This is a genomic window from Diaphorobacter sp. C33, from assembly GCF_030503915.1.
GTDB classification, from domain to species: Bacteria; Pseudomonadota; Gammaproteobacteria; order Burkholderiales; family Burkholderiaceae_C; genus Diaphorobacter; species Diaphorobacter nitroreducens.
On the sequence record NZ_CP129980.1, the window covers coordinates 687,608 to 713,059 of the forward strand.

Here is a 25,452-nt window from a genome sequence, read left to right on the forward strand (position 1 = left end):
TGTTTGAGTGGAGAAACTATCTCAAACCCAGATACATCAAGCGCGACAGCTCACATTTTTATGAAAGGGCCGTGCCGTGGCTTCAGGCAGCGGTGCGTTCGAAGTCCTGCAGATAGTCCACCAGCGCCTGCACGCCCGCCAGAGGCATGGCGTTGTAGATGCTGGCGCGCATGCCGCCCACGGACTTGTGGCCCTTGAGCTGCAGCAGGCCGCGCTCCTTGGCGCCGGCCAGGAAGGCGTCGTTGCGCGACTCATCGCGCAGGAAGAAGGGGATGTTCATGCGCGAGCGGCAGTTGGCCGCCACCTTGTTCACGTAGAACTGCGACTGGTCGATGAAGTCGTACAGCAGCCGCGCCTTGGCGATGTTGCGCTGCTCCATCGCGGCCACGCCGCTGGCCGCGCCCTCGCGCTGGCGCTTGAGCCACTGGAAGGTGAGGCCGGCCATGTAGATGCCCCAGGTGGGGGGCGTGTTGAACATGGAGTGGTTCTCGGCCACGATCTTGTAATCGAAGGCGCTGGGGCAGGCGGGCAAGGCGTGGCCCAGCAGATCCTCGCGCACCACCACCAGCGTCAGGCCTGCAGGGCCCAGATTCTTCTGCGCGCCGCCGAAGGCCAGGCTCACGCGGCTCCAGTCGACGGGGCGCGACGCCACGTGAGAGGAGAAATCGATCACCAGTGGGGCATCGCTGCCCAGGGCGCGCAGGTCGGGCAGCTCCTGGAATTCCACGCCGTGGATGGTCTCGTTGCTGCAGATGTGCACGTAGCTGGCGCCGCGGCTCAGCTGCCAGCCGGCCGGGTCGGGCAGGGTGGTGAAGTGGCTCTCTTCACCGGAGGCCGCGGTGCGCACCTCGGCGGCGTATTTGGCTGCCTCCTTGCGCGACTTCTGGCTCCAGCTACCGGTGACCACGAAGTCCACTGTGGCTGCGCGCGAGAGGTTCAGCGGCACGATGGCGTTCTCCGCCAGGCCACCGCCCTGCATGAACAGGATCTTGAACTCCGGCGGCACCGCCAGCAGCTCGCGCAGGTCGGCTTCGGCCTGCTCGTAGATCGCGATGAACTCCTTGCCGCGGTGACTCATCTCCATCACGCCCATGCCGCTGCCGTGCCAGTCCAGCATCTCGGCGGCGGCCTGCTGCAGCACTTCCTCAGGGATGGCGGCCGGACCGGCCGAGAAGTTGTAAGGGCGATTCATGGTCATGGGTCAAATGTGCTGCAAGCGCTTTTCAGTCAAGCGCTGGCAGCTATCGTTTTGGAAGCGGTTTCAGGCGTCAGCGGGCGGCGGGGCGTCGGCTGCATCGAGATCGGCGGCGTTCGCGTCGTTCTCCACGATGCGCTGCAGTCCGCTGAGCTTGGCGCCTTCGTCCAGCGAGATCAGCGTCACGCCCTGCGTGGCGCGGCCCAGTTCGCGGATCTCGGACACGCGGGTGCGCACCAGCACGCCGGTATCGGTGATCAGCATGATCTCGTCGTCGGCATGCACCAGCGTGGCGGCCACGACCTTGCCGTTGCGCTCGCTTTGCTGGATGGCGATCATGCCCTTGGTGCCGCGCCCATGGCGGGTGTACTCGACGATGCTCGTGCGCTTGCCGTAGCCGTTCTCGGTGGCGGTGAGCACGCTCTGGTTCTCATCCTCAGCCACCAGCATGGCGATCACGCTTTGGCCGTCCTCCAGCATCATGCCGCGCACGCCGCGCGCCTGGCGGCCCAGCGGCCGCACGTCGTTCTCGTCGAAGCGCACGGCCTTGCCGCCGTCGGAGAACAGCATCACGTCGTGCTGGCCGTCGGTCAGCGCCGCGCCGATGAGGTAGTCGCCATCATCCAGGTTCACCGCGATGATGCCGCCCTTGCGGGGGTTGCTGAACTCGTCCAGTGCGGTCTTCTTCACCGTGCCCATGCTGGTCGCCATGAACACATAGTGGTCGGCGGGGAAGGTACGCATGCCGCCCGTCAGGGGCAGAACGACGTTGATTTTTTCGCCCTCGGCCAGCGGGAACATGTTGACGATGGGGCGCCCGCGCGAGTTGCGCGAGCCGGAGGGCACTTCCCACACCTTGAGCCAATACAGCCGGCCGCGGTTGGAGAAGCACAAGATGTAGTCGTGCGTATTGGCAATGAAGAGCTGGTCGATCCAGTCGTCTTCCTTGGTCGCCGCCGCCTGCTTGCCGCGCCCGCCGCGCTTTTGCGCGCGGTATTCGGACAGTGGCTGGCTCTTGATATAGCCGGTGTGCGACAGCGTGACCACCATGTCGGTGGGCGTGATCAGGTCCTCGGTGGACAGGTCCTGGGCACTGTGCTCGATGGTGCTGCGGCGCGCACCCACTTTGGACTGGCCGAACTCCTGGCGCAGCGTGGAAAGCTCTTCGCCGATGATCGTGGACACGCGCGCGGGCTTGGCCAGGATGTCCAGCAGGTCCTCGATGACCGACATGACGTCCTTGTACTCGGCCACGATCTTGTCCTGCTCCAGGCCCGTCAGGCGCTGCAGGCGCATCTGCAGGATTTCCTGGGCCTGCGTGTCCGACAGGCGGTACAGGCCGCCTTCCTGCATGCCGAACTCGCGTTCCAGCCCTTCGGGACGGTAGTCATCCGCGTTGACCACGCCGCCATCGGCACGCGTGCGCGTGAGCATCTCGCGCACCAACTGGCTGTCCCAGGAACGCGCCATCAGTTCGGCCTTGGCCACGGGCGGCGTGGGCGACTCACGGATGATGCGGATGAACTCGTCGATGTTGGCCAGCGCCACGGCCAGGCCTTCCAGCACGTGGCCGCGCTCGCGGGCCTTGCGCAACTCGAACACCGTACGGCGCGTGACCACTTCACGGCGGTGCTGCAGAAAGACCTCGATCAGGTCCTTCAGGTTGCACAGCTTGGGCTGGCCGTCCACCAGCGCCACCATGTTCATGCCAAAGGTGTCTTGCAGCTGGGTCTGCTTGTACAGGTTGTTGAGCACCACCTCGGGTACTTCGCCGCGCTTGAGCTCGATCACCAGGCGCATGCCGGACTTGTCCGACTCGTCCTGGATGTGGCTGATGCCTTCGAGCTTCTTCTCGTGCACCAGCTCGGCCATGCGCTCCTGTAGCGTCTTCTTGTTGACCTGGTAGGGCAGCTCGTCAACGATGATGGCCTGGCGCTGGCCCTTGTCGATGTCCTCGAAGTGGCACTTGGCGCGCATCACCACCTTGCCGCGGCCCGTGCGGTAGCCTTCCTTGACCCCGTTGATGCCATAGATGATGCCGGCCGTGGGGAAGTCGGGCGCGGGGATGATCTCCATGAGTTCGTCCACCGTCGCGTCAGGCTGGCGCAGCAGGTGCAAGCAGGCATCCACCACCTCATTGAGGTTGTGCGGCGGGATGTTGGTTGCCATGCCCACGGCGATGCCGGCCGATCCGTTGACCAGCAGGTTGGGCAGCTTGCTCGGCAGCACCAGCGGTTCCTTCTCGCTGCCGTCGTAGTTCGGGCCGAAATCGACCGTTTCCTTGTCGATGTCCGCCAGCATCTCGTGCGCTATTTTTGACAGGCGGATTTCGGTATAGCGCATTGCCGCGGCGCTGTCGCCGTCCACTGAGCCGAAGTTGCCCTGGCCGTCCACCAGCATGTGGCGCAGAGAGAAGTCTTGCGCCATGCGCACGATCGTGTCGTATACCGCGCTGTCGCCGTGGGGGTGGTACTTACCGATCACGTCACCAACGATACGGGCGGACTTCTTATAAGGCCGGTTCCAATCATTGTTGAGCTCGTGCATGGCAAACAGCACGCGCCGGTGCACAGGCTTCAGGCCATCCCGCGCGTCGGGCAGGGCGCGCCCGACGATCACGCTCATCGCGTAATCCAGGTAACTGCGCCGCATCTCCTCTTCGAGACTGATGGGCAGGGTTTCTTTGGCAAACTGGGTCATGTCGACGGAGGGGTGGCGGCAGGAAGCGGCCATTTTAGGTGCAACGCCCTGTAGTAGCTGAGCAACACATCCCTGGGATTGCGCTTTTGTCCTACGGTTTGCACCTCGTCAAAGCAGCCCCGGCCTTGTTACGTATGGCACAATCATTTCAACGTTTTTGGTGATGGTCACTGACGACGTCCCTGATTCGCAGCGCGGCTGCGGCTTTTTCCCCAAGAGGAGAACCATGAAGAAACTGAACAAAGTGGCGATGTTGTTGGCCTCTGCTGTGCTTGCTACCTCGGCTGTTGCTCAAGTGAAGGCGGCAGACGGCGGTAAGGTCATCGATAACTGGCAAAACGGCTCGGGCGAGCTGGTCTGGAAGAACGGCACGAATGAACTGTGCTGGCGCGACGCCAACTGGACCCCCGCAACCGCTGCTGAAGGTTGCGACGGCGCTCTGGTGAAGGCTGCTGCTCCTGCTCCCGCAGCTGCACCCGCTCCTGCAGCCGCAGCTCCTGCCGCTCCTGCCCCCGCACCTGCTATCGCTAGCAAGGTGACCTATGCAGCCGACGCTTTCTTCGACTTCGACAAGTCCGTCCTCAAGCCCGAAGGCAAGGCCAAGTTGGACGACCTGGTTTCCAAGGTCAAGGGCATCAACCTGGAAGTGATCATTGCCGTGGGTCACACCGACTCCATCGGTACCGACGCATACAACCAGAAGCTGTCCGTGCGTCGCGCTGAAGCCGTGAAGGCTTACTTGGTGTCCAAGGGCATCGAAAAGAACCGCGTCTACACCGAAGGCAAGGGCGAAAAGCAGCCCGTGGCGGACAACAAGACCAAGGAAGGTCGCGCCAAGAACCGCCGTGTGGAAATCGAAGTGGTTGGTACCCGCGCCAACTGATCGATCCATCGGTCACAAAAAAGCCCCGGCAACGGGGCTTTTTTTATGCCTTGCTCGTTGCAGATGGGACAATGAAAACATGACTGTTTCTGTAAACGCCGATCCCGCTGAGTTGGCCAAGTTTTCGGAACTGGCCCATCGCTGGTGGGACCCCGACAGCGAATTCCGTCCGCTGCACCAAATCAACCCGTTGCGGCTGGATTGGATCAATCAACTCTCGCCTCTGGAAGGGCGCAAGGTTCTCGACGTGGGGTGCGGCGGGGGAATTCTGTCGGACTCCATGGCCCGCAAGGGGGCAGAAGTCACGGGGATCGACCTGGCGTCCAAGGCATTGCGCGTGGCGCGGCTCCATGCCCTGGAGGCGGAAACGCCGCGCGTACAGTACCGGGAGATCAGCGTCGAGGAGTTGGCAAACGAGTGTCCTGGGTCGTTCGACACGGTCACCTGCATGGAGATGCTGGAGCATGTGCCCGATCCCCAGTCGGTCGTGGCCGCATGCGCGCGCCTCGTCAAGCCAGGCGGATGGGTGTTCTTCTCTACGATCAACCGGAATGCGAAGGCCTTTGCGTTGGCGATCGTGGGGGCGGAATACCTGCTCAAGATGCTGCCCCAGGGAACGCATGAGTACGCCAAATTCATCCGCCCTAGTGAGCTGGCATCCGCATGCCGCCAGGCGGGCCTTGATGTGTTGCATACGCGCGGCATGCAGTACAACCCCGTAACCGGCCGCTATTGGCTGAGCGGGGATACCGATGTGAATTACCTGTTCGCTACCAGGCGACCCACTGCATGAGCGAGGTGTCTTTCACGGCGGTGCGCGGGGTGTTGTTCGACCTGGATGGCACCTTGATCGACAGTGCGCCTGACCTGGGCTTTGCTGCGGACCAGTTGCGGTCCGTCCGCGGGCTCCCTTCGCTGCCGCTGCAGGCCTATCGTCCCCTGGCCGGCGCGGGCGCGAGGGGTATGTTGTCGGTGGCATTCGGTATCACGCCGGACCATCCGGACTTTCCCGGCTTGAGGGAAGAGTTTTTCACTAACTACGAGCAATGCATCCACGACCAAACGGCATTGTTTCCTGGCATCCAGGAATTGGTGGCTACTCTTGAGCATAGTCCGTTGAAATGGGGTGTGGTGACCAATAAAGTGGAGCGTTTTACCTCGCTCATTGCCCAGCGCGTGGCGCTTTTCGCCAATGCGGGGGCCATCGTCAGTGGAGACACCACTGCGTATTCCAAGCCCCACCCAGAGCCTTTGTGGGAGGCTGCACGGCGCCTGGGGCTGGAGCCGCACGAGTGCATTTACGTCGGTGACGACGAAAGAGATATTCAAGCAGGGCAAGCCGCAGGCATGAAAACCGTGGTGGCCATGTACGGCTATCTTGGCTCGGGCGCCTCCCCGAAGAGTTGGGGCGCGGATGCAGAGATTTATTCCCCCCTTGACCTCTTGAAATTGATGGGCCTGGACTAAAATAGTCATCTAAGGGGCTGTCCCGGTTTCGACGTGGGTTCGGAATCGGAGCGGTGCATGTCGAGCTTGAGTGACGCTCGTAAATCTCCATTCACTAAACTAACTGCAAACGACGAACGTTTCGCACTCGCCGCTTAAATACCGGTGAGCCTTGCAACAGCACGCTGATGGGCTGGGCAAGGGGGTCGCAAGGCCTCCAGGCTGCAAGGGAATTTACATCAGCTGGTGGCATGCCGGGTACCTTGGCATGGCATGAGATTCAAGGGTGCTGGCATCTTGCGTAGCGTGTGCCTGCGCGACGTGAGATGCAAGAATGAAAACAGAGCACTAAACATGTAGATCTGCCCGAAGAAGGCTTGCGGACGCGGGTTCAATTCCCGCCAGCTCCACCACTCAAGACACCGCCACACTCTGGAGAACCCTGTGGCGTAAGGCATAAAGTGGCCATCTGGCCACGTTATGGTTTATTTGACGTTTGGCCAAATTTTGCTTTATGCGAAATTTGTGCTAGGAACCTTGGAAGAAGTCCCGCACGAGGTGACTGCGTGGCTACCTTGTGGATTGTTCTTGCGTAAATGGATAAGCCCGCGAGCGCATGCTCGCGGGCTTTTTTTGCGCAAAGTGCGGGAAGTCTTTGGGACGTACCCTTGAGACCTCAGGCTGTGCATCAGATCGCTTGTCGCGCTGCAAGCGCAAAAAAGGCTGCGAAGAGCGGCCCAGTAACGCTTCAAGCCACTGGGTTCAGCGTGCCAGCCCAGGCTTTGGTGATTCAGTGCAATCGTTGCTCGCGGCGGCGGAGGGGTGGCCCACCCGACTTTTCACATCCCGCAGGACCTCATAAAGTCCCTGCACGCCAGACAACACCTCCGCGGGAACGCGGGTTGTTACTTCTCTGAGATTGAGCGCTTTACCCTCCTTCAGTACATCCCGTCCGGCCGCCTCCAGATAGGGCATGGCCTTCGCAAGGCGGACCTGGCGGCGGTGCTTCTGATGAGTCAGCCAGCGCTGACCTATCTGGCGAGCAGTCTGGTTGCACTTCAGGTACAAAAACCGCGTCTCGATGTCCAATTGCTTGGAGACTTCCCTTACCGGCATAGGGTTGGGTTGGTGCAAATAGGTCTTCAACTGCTGTTCCACCTCGTTCCAATCGATCTCTCGCTGAGGCCCGCGCTTGCGGTCCTGGGCCTTGAACAGAGTCAATTGCGGCTCTTGCGACGGTGGCTTCCAGTGCGCCGTATCGCCAGTCAGCAGTTGGACCACGCCGATGCCCGATTGCGATGCCACTTGCATGCTGATCTCCAGTGTGGGCAATTTGTTCGACTGAAGCCAGTAGTGAACGGTCCCCTTGGAGATCCCCACGCGTTTCGCAAAGCGAGTCCCCTGTCCGCCGTCCATCTCTGCAATGATGTGCTGGATGGCGTCCACCAACGCACTGCGCCGGGGATTGTGCGCGAACTGCTGCTGCACGCGGAGCATTTCATGCATCTGGCGTGCGCGCCACAGCTCAACCGGTTCAATGGCATGGTCAGTGCTCGCTTGGCTCACGTCACGGCCCAAGAACGCCCCGCATTTTGTGCACCAACCGGGCACGACGAGGGCCGCCGCATGCCGCACGTTGTCCTTGTAGCAGCAGGGACAGTGTTGCTCCAGTCTGACGTGATGGGTGTGGCAGACAGTGACCGCCTTGGACTCCCAAGCAAGGCGGAAATAGGGCGTTCCCCCGTTGACCCGGTCCTCGGCCAAGCAATGCGGGCAAAATTGTCCTTTGCTCACGATGGGGAAGCCGCTTTGTGCGATCACGTTGCGCCAAGGCAGGAACGTGAGCCGGTCCAGCATTGGAATACTCGTGAGCGCCGACAAGGCGCTCGACCATGTGAGCGCCGAGTCCCCGATCCCAGAAATTTGCCGCTGAAACCAGTCGAACTGCTCCTCCACGTCGTGCTCGAAGCGCCGCGCCACCTCTCGAGACAGACTTACGGTGGAGGTGCTGTGGGAGGCGGCAAGCCGGCAAAAATAGCTCAGAAGACTCTCGACCTGGGCGCTGCCCAGGCCCAGCGGCTGTAGCGCGTGTAGTACCGAGCGGGGATTTACGACCTTGTCCATATCACGCGACCTTTCGTTGTTGAGCGCCCGTCTTGGGCAGTTTGGGCATGCTGCGGGTCAGCCCGGGATTGATTGCCGCCTCTCCATCCAAAATCTCTTCCAGGATCTGCTTGCGCTGCAGTTCTGATAGCAGTGCCGTGCGCAGGTGATCTGGCGACCAACTGCCGGTGGTCTCGGCAAGCTTCGCTGCCCGCGTCAGGATTGCACTGAGCGTGCCGATGCATCCCAGGGTGTTCTCATGGAGGCTGTCGGCATAGGGCATCAATCCCTGTCCCCAGACCGGCTCGGCCGTGTTCTGGAATTTCTGCACGCAGGCGTGGAAGGCACGAATATCGTGGTCGTTGTCCTGCCGATACCGCTCCATATGCAACACGTGCGTTCTCCGAGCCAACTGTCCGGAGAGCGACATCAGCTGAAATAGGTCATAGGAGCCGACCATAACGATTTGCACGCCCGTCTGGTTGGCCAGCGACTTCAATGTGTCCAGTTGGATCTCCAGCCGATTGCGCCGCGTCTGGTGGATGATGTGTGCGGCTTCATCAATGACGAGGAAGCGGGTTTTGCGATGACGCAGTGTGCGCTCGACCGAAGTGCGAAGGCCGGCTAGCGTGCGGTCCTTGAGACTGCGCGGGCTCACCATGCGTCCGGTGATGGGATCGATATCGAAGTGGTACTTTGGGATTTCCAGGTCCGTATCCAGTTGCTCCAGCACGCTTTGGTAGAACAGGCGCCAGGAAAAATCGTCTTCACCCGAGGCCCGCGCTTCCACATATACCGCCGGGATGATGCCGGCATCGGCCTGCATTTCAGGCGCACTGCGCTCGTTTTCCGCTTTGACCATCGATTTGGCCAGTGCGCTCTTGCCCACGCCCGTGGGGCCGCAGACCATCAAGATGCTGTCCTGGCTGCCCGGGTAGATCAAACAGTTCAGCTCATCCATCACCTGCTTGATGCGGGTGTGCTTGATGCGCAGCGATTGCAGAGCCTGGGTGTAGCTGGGAGGGCTCACGAGCGCCAGGTCGGAGGGGAGGATTTCAGGACGGGTCATGTTAGAAAGTGTCAAAGTCAGGGAGGTCACCAGGTGCCTGTGCCTGAGGCGGCGCCTGGAGGGATAGGGGCGAAGGTGTCCTGTGGTCGCACCTCTCCGGTGTGACTCTTTCAACAAGTGGTGTGTCCTTAATCAGGCAGGTTTTCGAGGCCGCCGGCACGGGGTGGATGCTGGACAGCTGAAGGTGGTTGTAGAGCGACTTGTTCTCGGCCTGGCGCTCCAATGCAGCAGCCAGTGCGCCCTCGGGAGTGAACACCTGCATGAACTCACGCAGTCGTTCGCGAGCACGCTCGTCGTTGATTGACGCTCCAGTTTTCTTCGCATATTCCTCGGTCAGCGTGCGGCGCTCAATCTCGGTGAGCTGTCCCAGATTCCTGAGATTGCGGCATACGGCGCGCGCCCATCGGTCTTTCAGACGCACGTAAACCGTTGAGGCGTCCCAGGGGTCATAGCGCACCGGCCACTGCTTATCGGCGTAGCGCGGATCCTTGAAGTCCGCATGCCAATACAGCATGTCGTTGACCTTGACGCCACGCTGAGGGTGCACCAAGCGCGACGCCTTGCGGTCCACGGGGGGGCAGGTTGCGATCAGGAAGTCTTCGTTGAACAGAATGTGGCGGTGCGGGCGCGCTCCCGACTGCGCCATACCCCTTTGAAATGCTTCGCGGGGGCTGATGTCCAGCGCCGGGTGACGCTCCTGGTCGTAGTATTCGGTCGCCCAGAAGCTCACACCGTGGTACATGGACTCGAGGGTCCATTGCGCGAAGTTCACCGGCAGATGCTTGCCGGTTGTCATGCGTACGTTTTTTGTGGCCTTTGTGTTGCCGGCGAGGTTATGGATGTACTCCGTGTTGACCCGGCCAAACAACCGCTCGAGCACCGCGCCATGGCGGGGCTGACCGGCTGGGCGATAGCGCAGGTGCACACCCATGACCTCGAGAAAGGTCTCAAAGGCCGAAGACATGAAGTCGCGCCCGTTGTCCACGACAATGAACTCTGGCAACCGGCCAAAGCGTCGCACCATGTCGCGCACCACCATCATCACCGAGTGGTACGACGGTGGATCAAACGTCAGATACAACGCAACAATGCGGCGTGAGTACGCATCCACCGCAAACGAGAGCCAGGGCCGTCCCATTGGCTTTCCCGTTCGACTGGAGATCAGTTCGATATCCAACTGTGTGTGATCGATGTGCACATACTGAAAAGGACGACTGCCATGGGCAGGCGTATCGACACACAGCACATCGATGAAAGGGCTCATCTGGTAGGCCTTGCGTTTGCCTTCGCGGGTTCGCCTGGTTTGGGCGTCTTCCATGGCTCTGATGCGGTGAATCATGGTGGGATAAGACGGGGGCTTGACACCAGACGCTTCGCAAGCCACCACAAGCTCTCGGTAGCATGAGCGGTAGTTGCGTGCTTCGTGGCTGGTCCACTTTGTCTCAATGATGCGACGGAGTTGGTACTCCTGCTCCTCGGTCAGCCTGGCTGCGCGGTTGCCTCTCGCTGCGGTTTTGGGAATCAGTGCTATGACCTCGTTGGCACCGTTAGCCAGGGCGATTCGTTGCTTGGCGAGCCAGCGGCGAGTTGTTCGGTTGCCCTGGCTCGACTGATCCCCCGCCAGCCGTGCTGCGCGCTGTGCTGCCACGCGCAGCTCTTGTTCCGTGTAGCGCGCCAGATCAGATCTCTGCGCTACAGCGTCGTGCACCGGTCGCACGTGTGCTTGCTCGATGGCGTTCAGCAGCCACGCTTTTGCCAGCGTGCTAGTTGTCCCATCCTCCAGGGTGCACACAATGTCGCGCTCGCCGACCAAGGAGATGTTGAAAGTCTGGTTTTCGTAGCGAAACACCGCGCCGGGTGCAATGCTTACGACGAAGTCCCCTTGCCCAGGCATCTCGCCGGCGTCCACCTGATCAGCCAGAAAATCTCTCAAGGTTGTGTCGCGATACAAGCGCGAGCGCAAGGGCTGCGTCAGCGCCTCGCGATCGAGGTCGACAACGACCAGGTGGTCCGCGATCGCCTTGTTCAGCTCGTCCGCGTTGAAATGGTGGGGCGCCGCCAGAAGCTCGGACAGGTAGATGGCTCCATGCTCTTGCAGCGCGGCATGCAAACGGGCGAGCGTTGCAGGTGGGCAGGGCTGCGCTGCGGGATCAAGGTAGTCTGCGAGATGCAGGTAGTTTTCGATGCGCTTGGCAGAGATTGCCGCGTCGCTGCAAACGCGGTAGCGAATGCCCATTTCAGCAAGCTGTCGCTCGATCTGAGGTGCACACCATTGACCATCGCTGCCTCTCCGATAGCGGTAGGGATAGCGCTCAGCCAAGCGCGCCAGCTTTGCATCAGATTTCCATTCTTCCAGTGTGAACCCGTCCTCGCGGATGGTCAGAAAGTCTGGGGTGTGCTGGATGTTGCGGATTTCGCCGGTGGTGTCGTCGATGAGTTCGAGCCGAAGCAAACAGGGCTGGGGGTAATACTCGATGACCTGCGGGTCGAACTCTTTCTCGACTGCGGCCGCGAACTCGATGTGACGACTCTCGGTGCGGATCTCTCGGCCCATTTTGCGGCTGGCCATCAGCGTGATGACGTTGCCACCTTGGGATTTGACTTGGCGCACGGGCGCCTCTGCCCGGGCACGAATGACAAGGTTGCGCCCAGTGGCCGGCAGGCCATGGCGGTCGAATAGTGCGTTGAGTTCTTCTTTGTTCAGCATGGGCGTTCAGGCAAAGGGTCCTGCTGAAGTAAAGGAACTCGAGCGGCAAATTCGCTGCAGATCAGTCGTTTACGACCGATTTGGGGCAGAATACATGGGTTCCGATTGCCACCCCAACCCATATGGCGACCCCCACCACACTCGCATCGACATCTGAGGCCTCGGCGTGGGAGGTATGGGAGGAAGAGGCTGCCGAGACGCTGCTGGATGAGATGCGGAAGCACCGCATGAGCTACAAGGCGCTTTCGAAGGCGCTTGAGAGGTTGGGAATCTACGAGTCGGCGGCGCAGTTGAACCGCAAGGTCAACCGAAAGAAGTTCTCCGCGGCATTCCTGTTGGCTTGCTTGGAGGCACTTGAGCCCGAAGAGGAGCCCAATGCCCGCCCGCTTGGGCTGCCAACGGACAAACAGGGGAGCAACTGACGCTGCCACTAGCCGGCAGCGGTCGGCTGGCTCTGGATCAGAAGGAGGCGGCATCGCTTCACCTATTGAGTCCTCTCACCCAATAGGCCGCCAGAGCCTTGCATGAGGCTCAAAGAGCGTGTACGTCTTCAATCCAAAGGCAGCATCGGCAGATGTGCGTTCCTAGAATATGGCAAGTCTGCAGATTTCGCAACTTACCGCGACCGTGCGATGGCCGCGCCACACACCTCTAAATGCTTAACTGCGCTCCCAACTGCGAGGGAGAATGATTCAACACACGGATAGAACGTGCTTGCCAGCATCAAATGGGTCGCGCAGCGCCGGTTCAGTATCCCGGTCTGGCGGTGGCTTCAACGTCATCTAGTTGCTCCAGCAGCGCTTGCGCCACTTCCCTGTTTCGATCGTCAAGCGCGGCGATCCGGTAGGCATAGAAAGCAGCTGCGGCGCGATGGGACGAGCTGTGTTGTCCATGGGAACCCAGAAGGCATCAAGGATCACGGTCATGCCGTGTGGATCGGGGCGCAGCCGGTAGCGCATCATTAGCTTTTCGCGACCCGTCCAACAGTAGATCGTCGCCTGCACTGGCTTCAGGTACGAGGTCAGCAGCGCCGCGTCAACCTCACCGCGCCAAGCCCCTCACCTGGTTGCAGTTGTGTGGCGAGCCACCAGTCTTCAGTGATGGCCGAATACCGCTGAGGGTTGAGCTTGTCGCGCAGTACGATCGGGGACGGTGATCCTAATCTCGGCGAGAAATAGCCGCTCCGGACCATCGCGCATGGTCAGTCGCAAAAGTCGCCTCAGGGGATCCCTTCCTCCGCAATGGCTCGGACAACTCTCGCTAGTTCAACACCGGACTGCTGGCTTGGAGGGCGCTTTGGAGAATGGCTAGTTCGTTCATTCTTTAGTGATGTTCACGTAACGTGAACAAGAACGATAAATGAACGTCGGTAGGATGCAAGAGCTCCACAGCTGGTCCAAGAAGCGTCCGGGCTTGGGATTGCCTTCACAGCACGAATCTGACCGGAGACTCGGACTCGAGGCTTTCTATGTGGGTGCATATCGTCAGTCGACTTCAGTAAGTCATCCAGGAAGATCAGTCCCAAGCCGCGCGATGGCCATATCTACAAAGGTCCGCACTTTGGCAGGGGCGTGGCGACCAGCTGCGTACACTATGTGAATGGGTAGTGGCGGTTCCTCATATTCCGCGAGTACAACTTGAAGCCCCCCTTTGAGAAGTGCCGGGTTGATTTGATAGTCAATAACTCGCGTTAATCCCCAGCCGGAAGCGGCAACAGCGATCGCGGCTTCGTTAGTGTTGCATTGCAGCGCTGCGTTCACCGTTACTCGCCGATCATCAGCAAACCGCCATTCAGAAGATGCCCACGCACTCGTGGAGCTCACAATACGGTGCTTCTTGAGATCCGCAGGAGAGGCTGGTATCCCATGCTTCTCAAAATATTCAGACGAGCCACAGACAACGCGACGCACAGTACCTACTTTAATGCCCGTAAGCCCCGAGTCTGCGAGATGTCCGATACGAACGGCGACGTCGATGCCCTCCTCAATGATATTGACCTGTCGGTCAACAAAGAGTGTCCTCCCCGACATTGCCGGATATTGGTCCAAATAGTCAGCCATTATCGGCAGAACGTACTTTTGGCCAAACATCGCTGAAGCGGTGACCGAGAGCATTCCAGTTGGCTTCGCATACGACCCTGCTGCGGCCGCCTCTGCTTCGGCTATATCGGACAAAATTCGTCTGCAATCCGCAAGATAACGTACCCCCGTATCTGTAAGTTTTACGGCACGGGTCGTTCGTACAAAAAGACGTGCGCCCACTAACTCTTCAAGAGCGGAGACCGATCGTGTGACCGCTGGGGCGCTTATACGCAGGCGACGCGCAGTTTCCGCAAAACTTCCTGTCTCTGCCACACCTACAAAAATGCGCATTGCCTGCCAACGATCCATGTTCTCCTCGCCAATTGCTGCGCCCTGGCTGACCGAGCAGTCCAGTACCCGAACGGTGATGCACAGCGTCGCCGCGAGTGACCTCGCCCGCAGAAGCCCGAACGCTCGGGCAGCCAGGAATTCTGTCTAACATACTCCCAGTCCGCATTTCTCGGCATTAGAACCCATAACTGCTCAGACCAGAATGGTCGTCAGGGCGTCTTCCGAGTGACCATCGAAATTTCCGTTCCTGCTCTTCGATGGGGTGTTCGTTGATGCTTGCATGCCGAGCTCGCATGAGCCCCTCTTTAGTGAATTCCCAGTTTTCGTTACCATAAGCACGGTACCATTGACCGCTATCGTCATGGTATTCGTAAGCGTATCTCACCGCGATGCGATTGCCGGTGAAGGCCCAGAGTTCTTTAATCAGGCGGTAGTTCAATTCCTTTGCCCATTTTCGTGCCAGGAACGCTTGGGCTTGCGTTCTGCTGCTGACAAACTCCACACGGTTGCGCCAACGTGTATTGGTCGTGTACGCAAGTGACACCTGTATCGGATCCCGGGTGTTCCAAGCATCCTCAGCAAGACGGACCTTTTTTATGGCGCTTTCTTCCGTGAAAGGCGGTGTTGGTATGCGAATCATGCGTTTCTCAACTAGGTAGATAGCTGATCAGTGCGGTGTGCTCCAACATTGGATACTGAACTCCAATCACCAGTCATCAATGAGTGCGGCGAATATCCATCGGGGCGTGATGACCAACGCAAAGCAAGCGCCTCGGTTCTGCGAACGATTTGCTCAGGGCGAAAATTCCAAAGCCTTTCCGCTCCTTGAAAAGCCGTAATCTCTGACGAGCTGAGAACGAGCTCGGCTTCTCCCGTCATCTGCAGCATGCTTCCTGTGCCAAAGTCGATAAATAGAAGCCCGGCCTTTCCATTCAGCTTTATGTTCCCTAAAGTGGCAAAAAAACGGTTTCCGTTGAAGTCGGGGATGGTAAGACTGCGGTCGGTGTTCACCCGAACAAATCCCTGCCGCCCACCTCGATGTGAAACGTCTACCTGTTTGCGGTCCCCTACGGCGGCGTAGGAAGCAACAAATAGGGTGTCGGCTTCCTGAATGGTCTCCACGGCTACAGTGTCCAAGGAAGCCATTTCTTCCATCCTGCCGCTGGATGAATCTCCAGGAGGGCGGGAGAAGAAGTAGTCGCGCATTTGTATGTAGCGAGGGCAGTTGCCGAAGCTCTGGTCGCAGTTGACTCGCAACTGACCCCCTGTTTTCGTTATCACACCGTTCATTCGGTTGCGCCTGCGGGTATGCATTTCAATACCAAGCAGCCCTACAGAACTGCCGCAAACGATCCCCCGGCTCGCCGGATCTGAAGGGGCCAGCGAGATGGCAATATCAAGGACCGACGGAGCCGGTGAGGATATGAACCCCGGCTGTCCTTCGATAGCGGTGGCCCACGGCGCGCCTGTTTTATCTACGCTTCCAAGCACGATAAAGGGGAGTTGCGCATAAAATTCCCGATGCTGATCGGGCATATACGATCTGATAACACGTTGACCGACTTCTGCCATGCGTTCCTCGGCACCGATTGCTGCCTGGAGGAATCGCTCGCCATCGTGCCAAATGGCTTGGTTATCCATAGCCGTTCTCCAATTTTGACCGTTGAATAGCCACTCGCTATGCACGACTAGGCTGCAAGGCCGACGGGTGTTCGCTGGAAAGGGACAAACCCAGGAAGAGCTTCCAGTCGTCTAAGGAATGCATTCACTGCTGGGTAACCCGATAGATCAACATTTCCTTCAGGAGCATGGGCCACATAGCTATAAATGGCCACATCTGCAATTGTTGGGCGGTCTCCCGTCAACCAAGAGGTCTGATTCAGCTGCATCTCTAGTCTCCCCAGCAATACATGGGAACGCGCAATCACTTCCTCCGCCGAATAATTGGCGCCGAAGACCGTCAGCAGACGCGCTGCGGCGGGCCCGTAGGCGACTTCGCCAGCGGCGACCGAGAGCCACCGCTGTACTACGGAAGCGGCGTGTGCTTGTTCAGGCAGCCACTCTGAGAGCCCATATTTCTTGGCCAAGTACACAAGGATTGCATTGGAATCAGAGACATAGATACCGTCGTCTTCCAAGACCGGAACCTGCCCGAAGAGATTTTTATTGAGAAAATCTGGTTTCTTGTGTGCACCACCTTTAAGGTCAACTTCGACAAGTTCAACAGGTAAACCTACCAGCGAGCAGAACAGATGGGCTCGATGGGAGTGGCCCGAGAGAGGATGGCAGTAGAGCTTCATGCTGAAGTCTTTGTGTTGTTGGAACAGAAGCAGTTTGATTCCCTGCCGGTGCGATGAGAATCCGTTACTTCTGCAGTTCAGTATTTCACGCGATGAAATAACGCGAAGAAACTGTCCACTAGAAATAATGCGCCAATAGAAGCCGATCGATAGGACTACCCCGATATACCGAGCTGGGATGACCTTACCCCCGGGGCGACGCGAACATTGGCGACAAATTCACTATGACCGGCCACTCGTGATCGGCAATTTCGGGCTGAGTCTCTTTTCGCAGATCCCCTTCACGCGTAAAAGAACTGGAGCGGTTGGCGTCATCGCAGGTGACTGGGGAATCGCTGGGCACGTTCGCAGCTCGGGAAAGCCGGATGGGAAGCGCCCCTAACGCAGTCGCAGACGTGGCCGAGAATGGTGATGTTCGGCGTGGAGGGGAGGAGTGTGCGACCAGAGTAAAAGGCAGCGATGTCCGTTTGTTGGCTGCGATCGCAGGTAAGCCCACTCGTTTGTAGTCCCGAATCTGTAGCACCATTACGTCATGCGCGACACCACACTGGTTCGCATGCTTCCCGGTCATCGCCCCTGAGCTGTTGGCCTCAGGCTGCTTCACATGGATTCGCATCTCCAATGACAAAATTTCACCACCGTGCCCACCCTGAGAGCCATCGCACTGAACATATCGGATGGCTACGCGCAGCTGTTCTGGGGGCCAATGACGGCATCATTTCCACAGCTAGCCTGGTTGCCGGCGTGGCTGCGGCCCAGGCAAGCCATGCCAGCATCATGACCACGGCCATCGCGGGGCTGGTAGCCGGCGCCATGTCCATGGCCGCCGGTGAGTTCGTATCGGTCTATTCACAAGCCGACACGGAAAAAGGGGATTTGGCGCGGGAACGAGATGAACTTAAAAACAGTCCGGAAGCAGAGCATCGAGAACTAACGGCCATCTACGTCCGGCGTGGACTAGATCACCAACTCGCGGATCAAGTCGCCACGCAATTGATGGCCCATGATGCGCTGGGCGCGCATGCGCGCGATGAGTTGGGCATCTCGGAAGCGTTAAGCGCTCGCCCTCTGCAAGCTGCACTGGCGTCTGCTGGCAGCTTCGCCGTGGGAGCGGCCATGCCGCTGGCTGTGGTTCTATTGGCACCGGAGCAGAGCTTGCTCTATTGGGTCGTAGCGACGGCGATTGTCTTCCTGGCCATGCTTGGCGCTGCCGCCGCAGCCGTAGGCGGAACGCCGCCTTTGAAAAGTGCACTGCGCGTAGCGTTCTGGGGCACATTTGCCATGGCGGTGACAGCGGGGGTGGGAGCAATGTTCGGCACCGCTGTGTAGACAGCACCAAGGGCCGAGCCGAGCGGACAATCGACCGTTGTCCAGCGAGAACGCCCGCGGCAGTCTATAGCATGCGCGAGGACCAAAGCCAGCGCAAGCCGCAGTTCGGTGCGGTGCCCCCTACCACCACCGGCACGCTCGTGCCGGAAGGCAAGACTGCATCGATCGAGACCGGACGCCTGCAATTTGAGAGCTGAGTTTGCGGAGGTAGGCCTCATGTGTACAGAGGGAGGCACAGAACAACCAACTGCTTCTCGGCAACGGGCACAGTTCCTCCAACTTCTTCTATTGACCGGCGGCGCAATTTATCTTGCTTCTCCGATAGCTGAACTGGCAGCCAGACTGTATATGTCCAACGGCGGCTGCTTCAGGCTGGGAGCGGGCCTCCAGTCTTGCAGCGCAAACAGCAGCTTACGACCCTGAGCCGCCATCCAGCTAGAAGCTCCAAAGCCGTCATTCCGCTAGGCCGCAAGTGCAAGGCCAAGGAGTCCAACGGGCTGGTGGTGCGCGTGGCTGCGACTTTCAGAACTTGGGTGTAGATCATCGTCGTACTCACGTCCGAGTGCCCCAGCAACTCCTGCACCGTGCGAATGTCAGTGCCCGACTGCAACAAGTGCGTGGCGAAGCTGTGGCGCAAGGTGTGCACTGAAACGGGTTTGCAAATGCCCGCCTGTGCAACGGCCTTCTTCAGTGCGCGCTGTAATCGCTCCTCATAGAGGTGATGTCGTTGCCACACACCTGTGCGCGGGTCCACAGACAGGGATGAAGCAGGGAACACCCAGAACCAACCCCACCGTTGTCCCACGCCGGGGTATTTGGTCTCCAGTGCATGCGGAACGTCCACGCCACCGCACTGCGCTTGCCGGTCTTGCTCCCACAGCGCACGCGCAGCGAGCACCTGTTGGCGCAGCTCGGCTGCCAGGCTGCGCGGCAGCATCACAACCCGATCCTTGTCGCCCTTGGCCTGGCGTACCACGACCACCCCACGATCAAAATCCACGTCCTTGACCCGCAAGCGCAAGCCTTCCATCAGCCGCATGCCGGTGCCGTACAGCAGGCGGGCCAGCAAGGCCATATCGGTCGGCAACGCCGCTAGCAGAGCCGCCACCTCGGCCACCGTCAAAACCGAGGGAATGCGCTTGGGCGTGCGCGGGCGCTGCACGCCATCGAGCCATGGCAGGTCCGTGCCCAACACCTCGCGGTAGAGGAATAGCAGTGCGCTCAACGCCTGGTTGTGCGTGGCAGCCGCCACCCGCCGCTCGTTGGCCAACATGGCGAGAAAACCTTCGATTTCCAGCTGCCCCATGTCTCGCGGATGCCGCAAGCCGTGCCATTTCACGAACATGCGCACCCACTGCACGTAAGCCTGCTCGGTGCGCAGGCTATAGTGTTTGTAACGAATTCGCTCACGGACCTGATCCAGCAACCGTGTGGCGCGCAACACAGGAGGGGATGCGGGTTTCATGGCTGAATTTAGTACTGTATTTTCATACAGCATACGCGCCGTCAAGCTAGGCTACAAGCCCCTTTCCGCGTTTTTTTCGTACCAATTTAGACCGCAAGCGCCAGATATGGCCTGCGGCTTGGTGCGGTCTACATTACGTTAGGTTTCACATGGTTCATCTGGACTGCTCTGGAATCTGGTTCGGCTCGCAGTTGGACGAAAAGCACCTCTTCGAATGGGCTGCCGAGATCCCTGGCTTTCTGCGCTGGGAACAAGACACGTTGGTAGTTCGCTCTCGTCTATCCGAAGCCTCACTGCGAGATCTGCTCTCCTTGTTCAGCCGCTACGAAATTCCGATGGCACAACTTTCTCAGTTTCGAACGTCCACGAACGAGCATTGGTTCGCAGCGCCGCACATGTACTGGCACAAGCGGGTCTTTGGCGGAAAGAAACCTAACCGGGCGTTGCAGCGGACCGCCTCCGGCGGCCGCTGAACTTCAACGTTAGGTCATGAAAGTAATTAACCAATTCCCAGAGTCAGGAGAGGAAGCGGGGTTAGCCAAGAAGCTCAAGAAGGCATGGATTTTCATTACCCTAACGTGCCTCGCTTCTTCCCTTATTTCTGGACTAATCACTCTTGCAATACCAGGCTGTCATTGCGATGAAGGCGCAGGTTGCAATGGGTGTGGGCTAAATTTTATTTTTGAATTTCTTATCTTTTGGGGATTCATTGGTTTCATATTTTCTCTAATTCTTTGGCCATTCGTTGCCATAATAATAGGATTAATAGCAATCTTCAAAAGCCGTTCCTAACATCTCGCTCAAGCCGACCCACCTTCGGCGGGCGGCTTATCTTTTTCGTTAGGGGGACCCGATGAGCACTTTAGAACTGATCGCCCTTCTTTTCTTTGCCCCTGTGGCAATGATTTTTTTCGCGTTTTTACTAACCCAAAACCGAAAAAAATTTCCGCGCACATTTTCAACATTCACTGGATTGTTTTTACTTGGCCTTGGTGCGTTTGCATTGTTTTATACCTACACATTATTTGCCAAAGACCAGGCCATTCTTCCTCTCAAGATGGCCGCCCCCTTCAGCAGCACGGATCATCCAATTCTTTTTGTCGCATGCACAATTCTCGACACGGGGCTTGGGCTAGCTTTTCTGGTCTTTGGGTTACGTACACTTTTAGGCTACTCACTAAAGAGCAAGTCATGCTGAACCCTAACCCCACAGTCAAGCGGGACGCTGCGCTAAAGCGCCGCGCCCCTTACTTCTGACGTTAGAGCGCTGCACCTTGCCCGTAGCGATTGATGGAAAAAGGCACATGAAAGCCAACTGCTCTGCTTGTACGTTCCTAATGAATCTATCGGGACTCATTCCAGAAGAAAAATTTCCGGATGGAAACTCATTGAGATGCGGCAAGGAAAGTAGATATGTTGCTGGATTTCCTCCTGCAATCACAGACCCATTGACCGAAAGCTGCGATCAATTCATTGAATACGATCCTCATCGCCCTCGCTGGGAATGGGATGAAAACAAAAACAAGAAGAATATCGAGAAGCACGGAGTTTCATTTGAGGACGCAGTAGCAGCATTGGATGCTGACAAGAACTCATTCAGGTATGTTGCGAAGTCTTGGGATGATCTCACCGATTTCGATTTCGACGGCAAGGGCGTCATGCGAACATTTGCAAATACTGACCCAGTTCGAGACGTTTATCTGTTTACATACAATGAGAAAGTTTGGGCACTGGTATCCACGCTTAGGGGTGAGTTTGGAAAGATCAAACAGAGAGTCATCTCTGCGCGAAGAGCACGTCTAGAAGAACAGACTATGTATGATCTGAGGAAGAAACTATGAGCGCACTTCTGAAAGTCCATGCAACGCGCTCTAACAATTCATTCAAGCCGACGCCGCTTCGCGGCGCGGCTTAACTCAAACGTTGGGCGTCTCAGTCATTGCCGGTGTATTCGGAGAACTAACTGATGGTCAACATCGCACTTGCCTTCGCCTTTGCAATTTCATCTCTGCTATCTCCGGGGAGGCGTATTCTCCAATTGGCAGTTGATGGGCCTGTCTTCCAAAGCCTTCCTCCTTATCAAAGCCATCTGCTGTTGGCTTTCACCAATTACTGGGTGCCTGCTGTTCTTGCGTACCTGATCTTACGTTTCATGCGCGCCGAGTCATGGCTTCGACCGCGACCTGCAATTCACGTTCTGCTCGGCTTGGCGAATGTTCTACTAATTCTCTACGTTGCTTCACGCACATTCGCTTCGACGATACAGGGGGGAGGTGCAAGCTTTGTTGTGATGTCGTTTGCCCCTTTCGTAATTTTTCCTGCTTGGATAATGTTGGGCACAGGGCTCGTATGGTTAGCAGTCCGCTCCATTTGCGGTCGCAAGGAGCAACCACGAAATGTCTCTCGGCCTTTTGGCATCGGTGCAGCTTTCGGGATAGTCGCCGCATTAGGCATACCGGCGGCGGCGGTCGCGTGGACGTTGTTTCTCTCAGAGAGCGCCCCCTTTCGACTCGCCAAGGAAGCGGAAGCTCTGTTTCGTGAGCGTGACCTGCAACCCGCCACCCGTACCAAGGCAATAGAGAATCCGCGCAACCGAGAGGAAGCGCGATGCGCAAGAGCAGGTACACGGACGAACAGATCATTGGGTTCATCAAGCAGGCCGACGCTGGCATGAGCGTTGCGGACCTGTGCCGCCGAGAGGGTTTCAGCTCGGCCACGTTCTACAAGTGGCGAGCCAAGTTCGGCGGCATGGAAGCCAGCGACGCCAAACGGCTGCGCGACCTCGAAGCCGAGAACAACCGGCTCAAGAAGCTACTGGCCGAAGCGGTGTTGGACAACGAGGCGCTGAAGGTGGCCTTCGGCGTAAAGCGCTGAGCCCACCGGCGAAGCGACGCGCGGTGGGCAAGATGTTGGAAGAGACCTCGATCAGTGAACGGCGCGCCTGCGCTTTGGTGGGACTGTCGCGCGACAGCTGGCGGCACCCGCCCCAGCGCGCACAGCACGACCAGGCCACGAGTCAGCGCATCGTCGAGCTCGCGCACGAGCGGCGTCGCTTCGGCTACCGGCGCATTGCGGACCTGCTGCGGGCTGAAGGCACGAAGGTCAACGACAAACGCGTCTATAGGCTCTACAGGCTGGCTGAGCTGTCGGTGCGCAAGCGCCGCGGCAAGCAGCGCCTGAAGCTCGAACGCGTGCCGCTGCACCAATGCCAGAGCGTCAACGAGGTCTGGAGCATGGATTTCGTCAGCGACAGCTTGGCCAGTGGCCGGCGCATCAAGTGCCTGACCATCACCGATGACTTCAGCCACGAGTGCGTGGATATCGCCGTCGACCACGGCATCGGCGGCGAGTACGTAGTGCGCGTGCTGGAGCAGGTGGCGCGGTTTCGCGGTTACCCGCAGGCCGTGCGCACAGACCAGGGGCCCGAATTCACCAGCCGAGCCTTCATGGCGTGGGCGCAGGCCAGGGGCGTGCGCCATATCCTCAACCAGCCCGGCAAGCCCACGCAGAATGCCTACATCGAGAGCTTCAACGGCAAGTTCCGCGACGAGTGTCTGAACGAGCACTGGTTCCAGAGCCTGAAACAGGCCCGTGCCGAGATTGCGCGCTGGCGGGCTGACTACAACGAGATCAGACCGCACAGCAGCTGCGGCCGGATTCCCCCAGCAAAGTTCGCAGCGCGACATCGACAATCAACTGGCGGCGCCGTAACGGCGCCGCTTCAAACCCAGGAGTAATCTCCTTTAACCAGCGGATTTTCTCAAAACGACTGGTACGGGTATTGGGGGCAGGTCAGTGGCATGTGTGATGTTGTCTATTGAGGCTTCTGGTCAAGATATGGTTCAGGCTGTAAATCTCTTCAGAACCAGCGACGCATTCACACCGCCAAAACCAAATCCGTTGAGCATGGCGTGCTCTATGGCATGGGCACGCGCACTCCCAGCGATTAGATCCAGGCCGTCGGTCAATGGATCTGGATGTTCTAGATTGAGCACAGGTGGCGCCATTTGGTCGCGCAATGCCAATACGGTAAAGATCGCAGCGGCCCCGCCAGCGGCTCCCAGCATGTGACCCACGGCGGATTTGGTGGCTGTAATGGATGGGCCAGAGCCGGTTCCAAACACTTGTCGAATGGCTGCCAACTCGCCTCGGTCGCCCACGAGAGTGGAGGTCGCGTGCGCATTCAGGTGTTGAATATCCCAAGGCTGCAGCTGTGCCTGGCGCAACGCGGCGCGCATTGATCGTGCGGCGCCAGAGCCATCCTCCGGCCCGGAGGTGACATGGTATGCATCGGCGGAGGTGCCGTAGCCCACGATCTCGGCCAGCGGCGTGGCACCACGCGCCAATGCATGATCCAGGACCTCCAGCACCAATAGACCCGCACCCTCGGCCATGACAAAGCCGTTCCGAGCCAGGTCAAAGGGGCGCGAAGCCTTTGCGGGATCGCCGTCACTGTAGGTCGTTACTGCTTTCGCGGCGGCAAAGCTGCCCAGCGCAACCCGGTCAATGGTGGCTTCGCTGCCGCCGCAGAGCGCCATATCCGCTTCGTCATTGCGGATCAGCCGTGCTGCATCGCCAATGGCTTGAATGCTGGCCGCACAGGCCGTCACCGGAGCACCCAACGGACCCTTCAGCCGGTGCCGGATCGACACCTGTCCGGCCGCCAGATTGGCCAGGAAAGCGGGTACGGTGAAAGGCGACAAGCGCTGCGGCCCCTTGCCATCCGTCGTGCGCACCGCTTCTGCGATGGTGCTAAAGCCGCCCACGCCGGAGCCGATGATGGTCGCCGCACGCTCTTGCTGCTCAACGCTTGGATGGGTCCACCGTGCGTGTGCCAGAGCTTGGTCTGCCGCGCCCAACGCAAAGGCGATGAAGCGGTCCATGCGACGTAGCTCCTTCGCCGAGACGACAGCTTCTGCGTTCCACCCGGCTTGCGGATCCTCTTCCTGGCTTGGCACCCGTCCAGCGATGGAGACACCCGTGCCTTCACCCACGGCTGCATCCAGGGTGCGGATCCCAGACTGGCCAGCCAGCAGTCGTTGCCAGGCCACCTCCACATTGCACCCCAAAGGAGATACCAAGCCCAAGCCAGTGATGACGACCCGACGATCCATGCTGCACCTTCCACTGTGAAATCCAGCTCCTGCGAAGCGTTGAGCGTGATTTATTGATGATCATTGTCATCATAAGTGAGTTTTGATGATGGGTATCATCTAATGCATGAAAGTGAGCAAAGCACAGGCCGCCGAGAATCGCGAAGGAATCGTGGAAGCCGCTGCGCGCCTTTATCGGGAGAAGGGCCTGGATGGCGTGGGCGTGGCCGAGATCACACGCGATGCAGGCTTGACGCACGGCGGGCTGTACCGGCACTTTGAGTCCAAGGATGCCCTCGCGCGCGAGGCGTGCCTGCGTGCATTTGAATGGACGATCACGCCGCTAGACGGATGGGAGACTCGGGAGGCGGAAGGTGCGCCTGAAACCAGACTCCGTGCGCTGGTGCATGGCTACCTTTCTGTGAACCACCGCGATCACCCTGGAGAGGGTTGCCCTGCTGCGGCATTGGCAGCGGATGCTGCAAGAGCGGGGCCTGAGATGTCAAAGGTTTTTGCGCAGGGGGTGGAGCGCAACATCCAGCGCTTTATGAGCGTGCTCCCGGGTAATGACGGGGCCAAGCGTGCCCGGACTATCGCGACCCTCAGCAGCATGGTTGGGGCATTGGTTCTCGCCCGCGCCACGGCGGCAGGCGACCCGGCGCTGTCTGAAGAAATATTGGCAACCTTGCGGGAGCAGCTAGCCCCGTAGTCGCTGGATTTGGACAGGCGCTCGCACATTTGAAGCGCCCATCACGTTAGTGCTGACGATGAGGCTGCTAGCCTTAGGGGG

23 protein-coding genes, 1 other RNA gene and 1 pseudogene are annotated in these 25,452 nt (G+C 59.0%); 13 read left to right on the plus strand and 12 right to left on the minus strand.

Annotated elements, in window-relative coordinates:
* Positions 1–82: 82 nt before the first annotated feature.
* Together serC and gyrA are read right to left on the minus strand one after the other, a co-directional pair.
* Entirely contained in the window at positions 83–1,192 is a 1,110-nt protein-coding gene (serC, locus tag QY917_RS03295; protein WP_123676580.1) for a 3-phosphoserine/phosphohydroxythreonine transaminase, read from the minus strand.
* Between the two features lie 69 nt (positions 1,193–1,261).
* Positions 1,262–3,895, minus strand: a complete 2,634-nt coding sequence (gene gyrA, locus QY917_RS03300; RefSeq protein WP_123676470.1) for a DNA gyrase subunit A — start codon at positions 3,893–3,895, stop codon at positions 1,262–1,264.
* Positions 3,896–4,121: 226 nt separating this feature from the next.
* Between gyrA and ompA the strand changes: the two genes are divergently transcribed.
* The 4 genes from ompA (at position 4,122) to ssrA (ending at position 6,637) form a co-directional block, all read left to right on the plus strand.
* A complete protein-coding gene (gene ompA / locus QY917_RS03305) occupies positions 4,122–4,778 on the plus strand; it encodes an outer membrane protein OmpA (protein WP_011805663.1) in 657 nt (218 codons plus the stop codon).
* Positions 4,779–4,857: 79 nt separating this feature from the next.
* Positions 4,858–5,571, plus strand: coding sequence for a bifunctional 2-polyprenyl-6-hydroxyphenol methylase/3-demethylubiquinol 3-O-methyltransferase UbiG (gene ubiG, locus QY917_RS03310; RefSeq protein ID WP_011805662.1), 714 nt, complete (start codon positions 4,858–4,860; stop codon positions 5,569–5,571).
* Positions 5,568–6,245, plus strand: a complete 678-nt coding sequence (locus QY917_RS03315) for an HAD-IA family hydrolase (RefSeq protein ID WP_123676469.1) — start codon at positions 5,568–5,570, stop codon at positions 6,243–6,245. Before ubiG ends, QY917_RS03315 begins: the two co-directional genes overlap by 4 nt.
* Positions 6,246–6,258: 13 nt before the next feature.
* Positions 6,259–6,637, plus strand: a transfer-messenger RNA (tmRNA) gene (ssrA, locus tag QY917_RS03320).
* A gap of 349 nt (positions 6,638–6,986) precedes the next feature.
* Here ssrA and QY917_RS03325 read toward each other — a convergent pair.
* The 3 genes from QY917_RS03325 to QY917_RS03335 are packed head-to-tail and all read right to left on the minus strand — an operon-like array spanning position 6,987 to position 12,103.
* Complete coding sequence (locus QY917_RS03325) at positions 6,987–8,348, minus strand: TniQ family protein (RefSeq protein WP_123676468.1); 1,362 nt, start codon at positions 8,346–8,348, stop codon at positions 6,987–6,989.
* A gap of 1 nt (position 8,349) precedes the next feature.
* A complete protein-coding gene (locus QY917_RS03330; RefSeq protein ID WP_123676467.1) occupies positions 8,350–9,396 on the minus strand; it encodes a TniB family NTP-binding protein in 1,047 nt (348 codons plus the stop codon).
* 1 nt (position 9,397) lies between these two features.
* Positions 9,398–12,103 carry a DDE-type integrase/transposase/recombinase gene (locus tag QY917_RS03335; protein WP_123676466.1) on the minus strand — a complete coding sequence of 902 codons (2,706 nt, stop codon included), beginning with the start codon at positions 12,101–12,103 and terminating at the stop codon, positions 9,398–9,400.
* A 122-nt stretch (positions 12,104–12,225) separates the two neighbouring features.
* On the opposite strand from QY917_RS03335, the gene QY917_RS03340 reads away from it, so the two are divergent.
* Positions 12,226–12,525, plus strand: coding sequence for a DUF6471 domain-containing protein (locus QY917_RS03340; protein ID WP_123676465.1), 300 nt, complete (start codon positions 12,226–12,228; stop codon positions 12,523–12,525).
* Between the two features lie 360 nt (positions 12,526–12,885).
* On the opposite strand, the gene QY917_RS17335 is transcribed toward QY917_RS03340, so the two are convergent.
* The 5 genes from QY917_RS17335 to QY917_RS03360 form a co-directional block, all read right to left on the minus strand.
* Positions 12,886–13,107, minus strand: coding sequence for a type IV toxin-antitoxin system AbiEi family antitoxin (locus QY917_RS17335; protein WP_369684867.1), 222 nt, complete (start codon positions 13,105–13,107; stop codon positions 12,886–12,888).
* 498 nt (positions 13,108–13,605) lie between these two features.
* Positions 13,606–14,493 carry a LysR family transcriptional regulator gene (locus QY917_RS03345; RefSeq protein ID WP_123676463.1) on the minus strand — a complete coding sequence of 296 codons (888 nt, stop codon included), beginning with the start codon at positions 14,491–14,493 and terminating at the stop codon, positions 13,606–13,608.
* 157 nt (positions 14,494–14,650) lie between these two features.
* Entirely contained in the window at positions 14,651–15,115 is a 465-nt protein-coding gene (locus QY917_RS03350; protein WP_123676462.1) for a nuclear transport factor 2 family protein, read from the minus strand.
* Between the two features lie 11 nt (positions 15,116–15,126).
* A complete protein-coding gene (locus QY917_RS03355; RefSeq protein WP_123676461.1) occupies positions 15,127–16,116 on the minus strand; it encodes a pyridoxamine 5'-phosphate oxidase family protein in 990 nt (329 codons plus the stop codon).
* Positions 16,117–16,163: 47 nt separating this feature from the next.
* On the minus strand, positions 16,164–16,775 hold the full coding sequence (locus tag QY917_RS03360) for a glutathione S-transferase family protein (protein ID WP_123676460.1): 612 nt from the start codon (positions 16,773–16,775) through the stop codon (positions 16,164–16,166).
* 621 nt (positions 16,776–17,396) lie between these two features.
* Here QY917_RS03360 and QY917_RS03365 point away from each other — a divergent pair.
* Positions 17,397–18,104, plus strand: a complete 708-nt coding sequence (locus QY917_RS03365) for a VIT family protein (RefSeq protein ID WP_123676459.1) — start codon at positions 17,397–17,399, stop codon at positions 18,102–18,104.
* 71 nt (positions 18,105–18,175) lie between these two features.
* Entirely contained in the window at positions 18,176–18,301 is a 126-nt protein-coding gene (locus QY917_RS03370) for a hypothetical protein (RefSeq protein WP_302078597.1), read from the plus strand.
* A gap of 284 nt (positions 18,302–18,585) precedes the next feature.
* Here QY917_RS03370 and QY917_RS03375 read toward each other — a convergent pair.
* Positions 18,586–19,569, minus strand: a pseudogene (locus QY917_RS03375) (integron integrase); the annotation flags it as partial.
* 149 nt (positions 19,570–19,718) lie between these two features.
* On the opposite strand from QY917_RS03375, the gene QY917_RS03380 reads away from it, so the two are divergent.
* The 5 genes from QY917_RS03380 (at position 19,719) to QY917_RS03400 (ending at position 23,306) form a co-directional block, all read left to right on the plus strand.
* A complete protein-coding gene (locus QY917_RS03380; RefSeq protein WP_123676457.1) occupies positions 19,719–20,042 on the plus strand; it encodes a hypothetical protein in 324 nt (107 codons plus the stop codon).
* Between the two features lie 380 nt (positions 20,043–20,422).
* Positions 20,423–20,767: a hypothetical protein gene (locus QY917_RS03385; RefSeq protein WP_148061011.1), complete on the plus strand. Its 345-nt coding sequence runs from the start codon at positions 20,423–20,425 to the stop codon at positions 20,765–20,767.
* 106 nt (positions 20,768–20,873) lie between these two features.
* Positions 20,874–21,410, plus strand: a complete 537-nt coding sequence (locus QY917_RS03390; protein WP_302078599.1) for a BrnT family toxin — start codon at positions 20,874–20,876, stop codon at positions 21,408–21,410.
* Between the two features lie 125 nt (positions 21,411–21,535).
* A complete protein-coding gene (locus tag QY917_RS03395; protein ID WP_302078601.1) occupies positions 21,536–22,243 on the plus strand; it encodes a hypothetical protein in 708 nt (235 codons plus the stop codon).
* A protein-coding gene (locus QY917_RS03400) for an IS3 family transposase (RefSeq protein WP_085945346.1) occupies positions 22,177–23,306 on the plus strand; the annotation gives its coding sequence in 2 pieces (ribosomal slippage) (positions 22,177–22,438 and positions 22,438–23,306; 1,131 coding nt in all). The genes QY917_RS03395 and QY917_RS03400 overlap by 67 nt, the downstream gene beginning before the upstream one ends.
* 105 nt (positions 23,307–23,411) lie before the next feature.
* Here the strand turns inward: QY917_RS03400 and fabF are convergent.
* Positions 23,412–24,683 (minus strand): beta-ketoacyl-ACP synthase II, encoded by a 1,272-nt coding sequence (fabF, locus tag QY917_RS03405; protein ID WP_123676442.1) that lies wholly within the window; start codon positions 24,681–24,683, stop codon positions 23,412–23,414.
* Between the two features lie 106 nt (positions 24,684–24,789).
* Between fabF and QY917_RS03410 the strand changes: the two genes are divergently transcribed.
* Positions 24,790–25,371: a TetR/AcrR family transcriptional regulator gene (locus QY917_RS03410; RefSeq protein ID WP_123676441.1), complete on the plus strand. Its 582-nt coding sequence runs from the start codon at positions 24,790–24,792 to the stop codon at positions 25,369–25,371.
* Positions 25,372–25,452 lie beyond the last annotated feature (81 nt).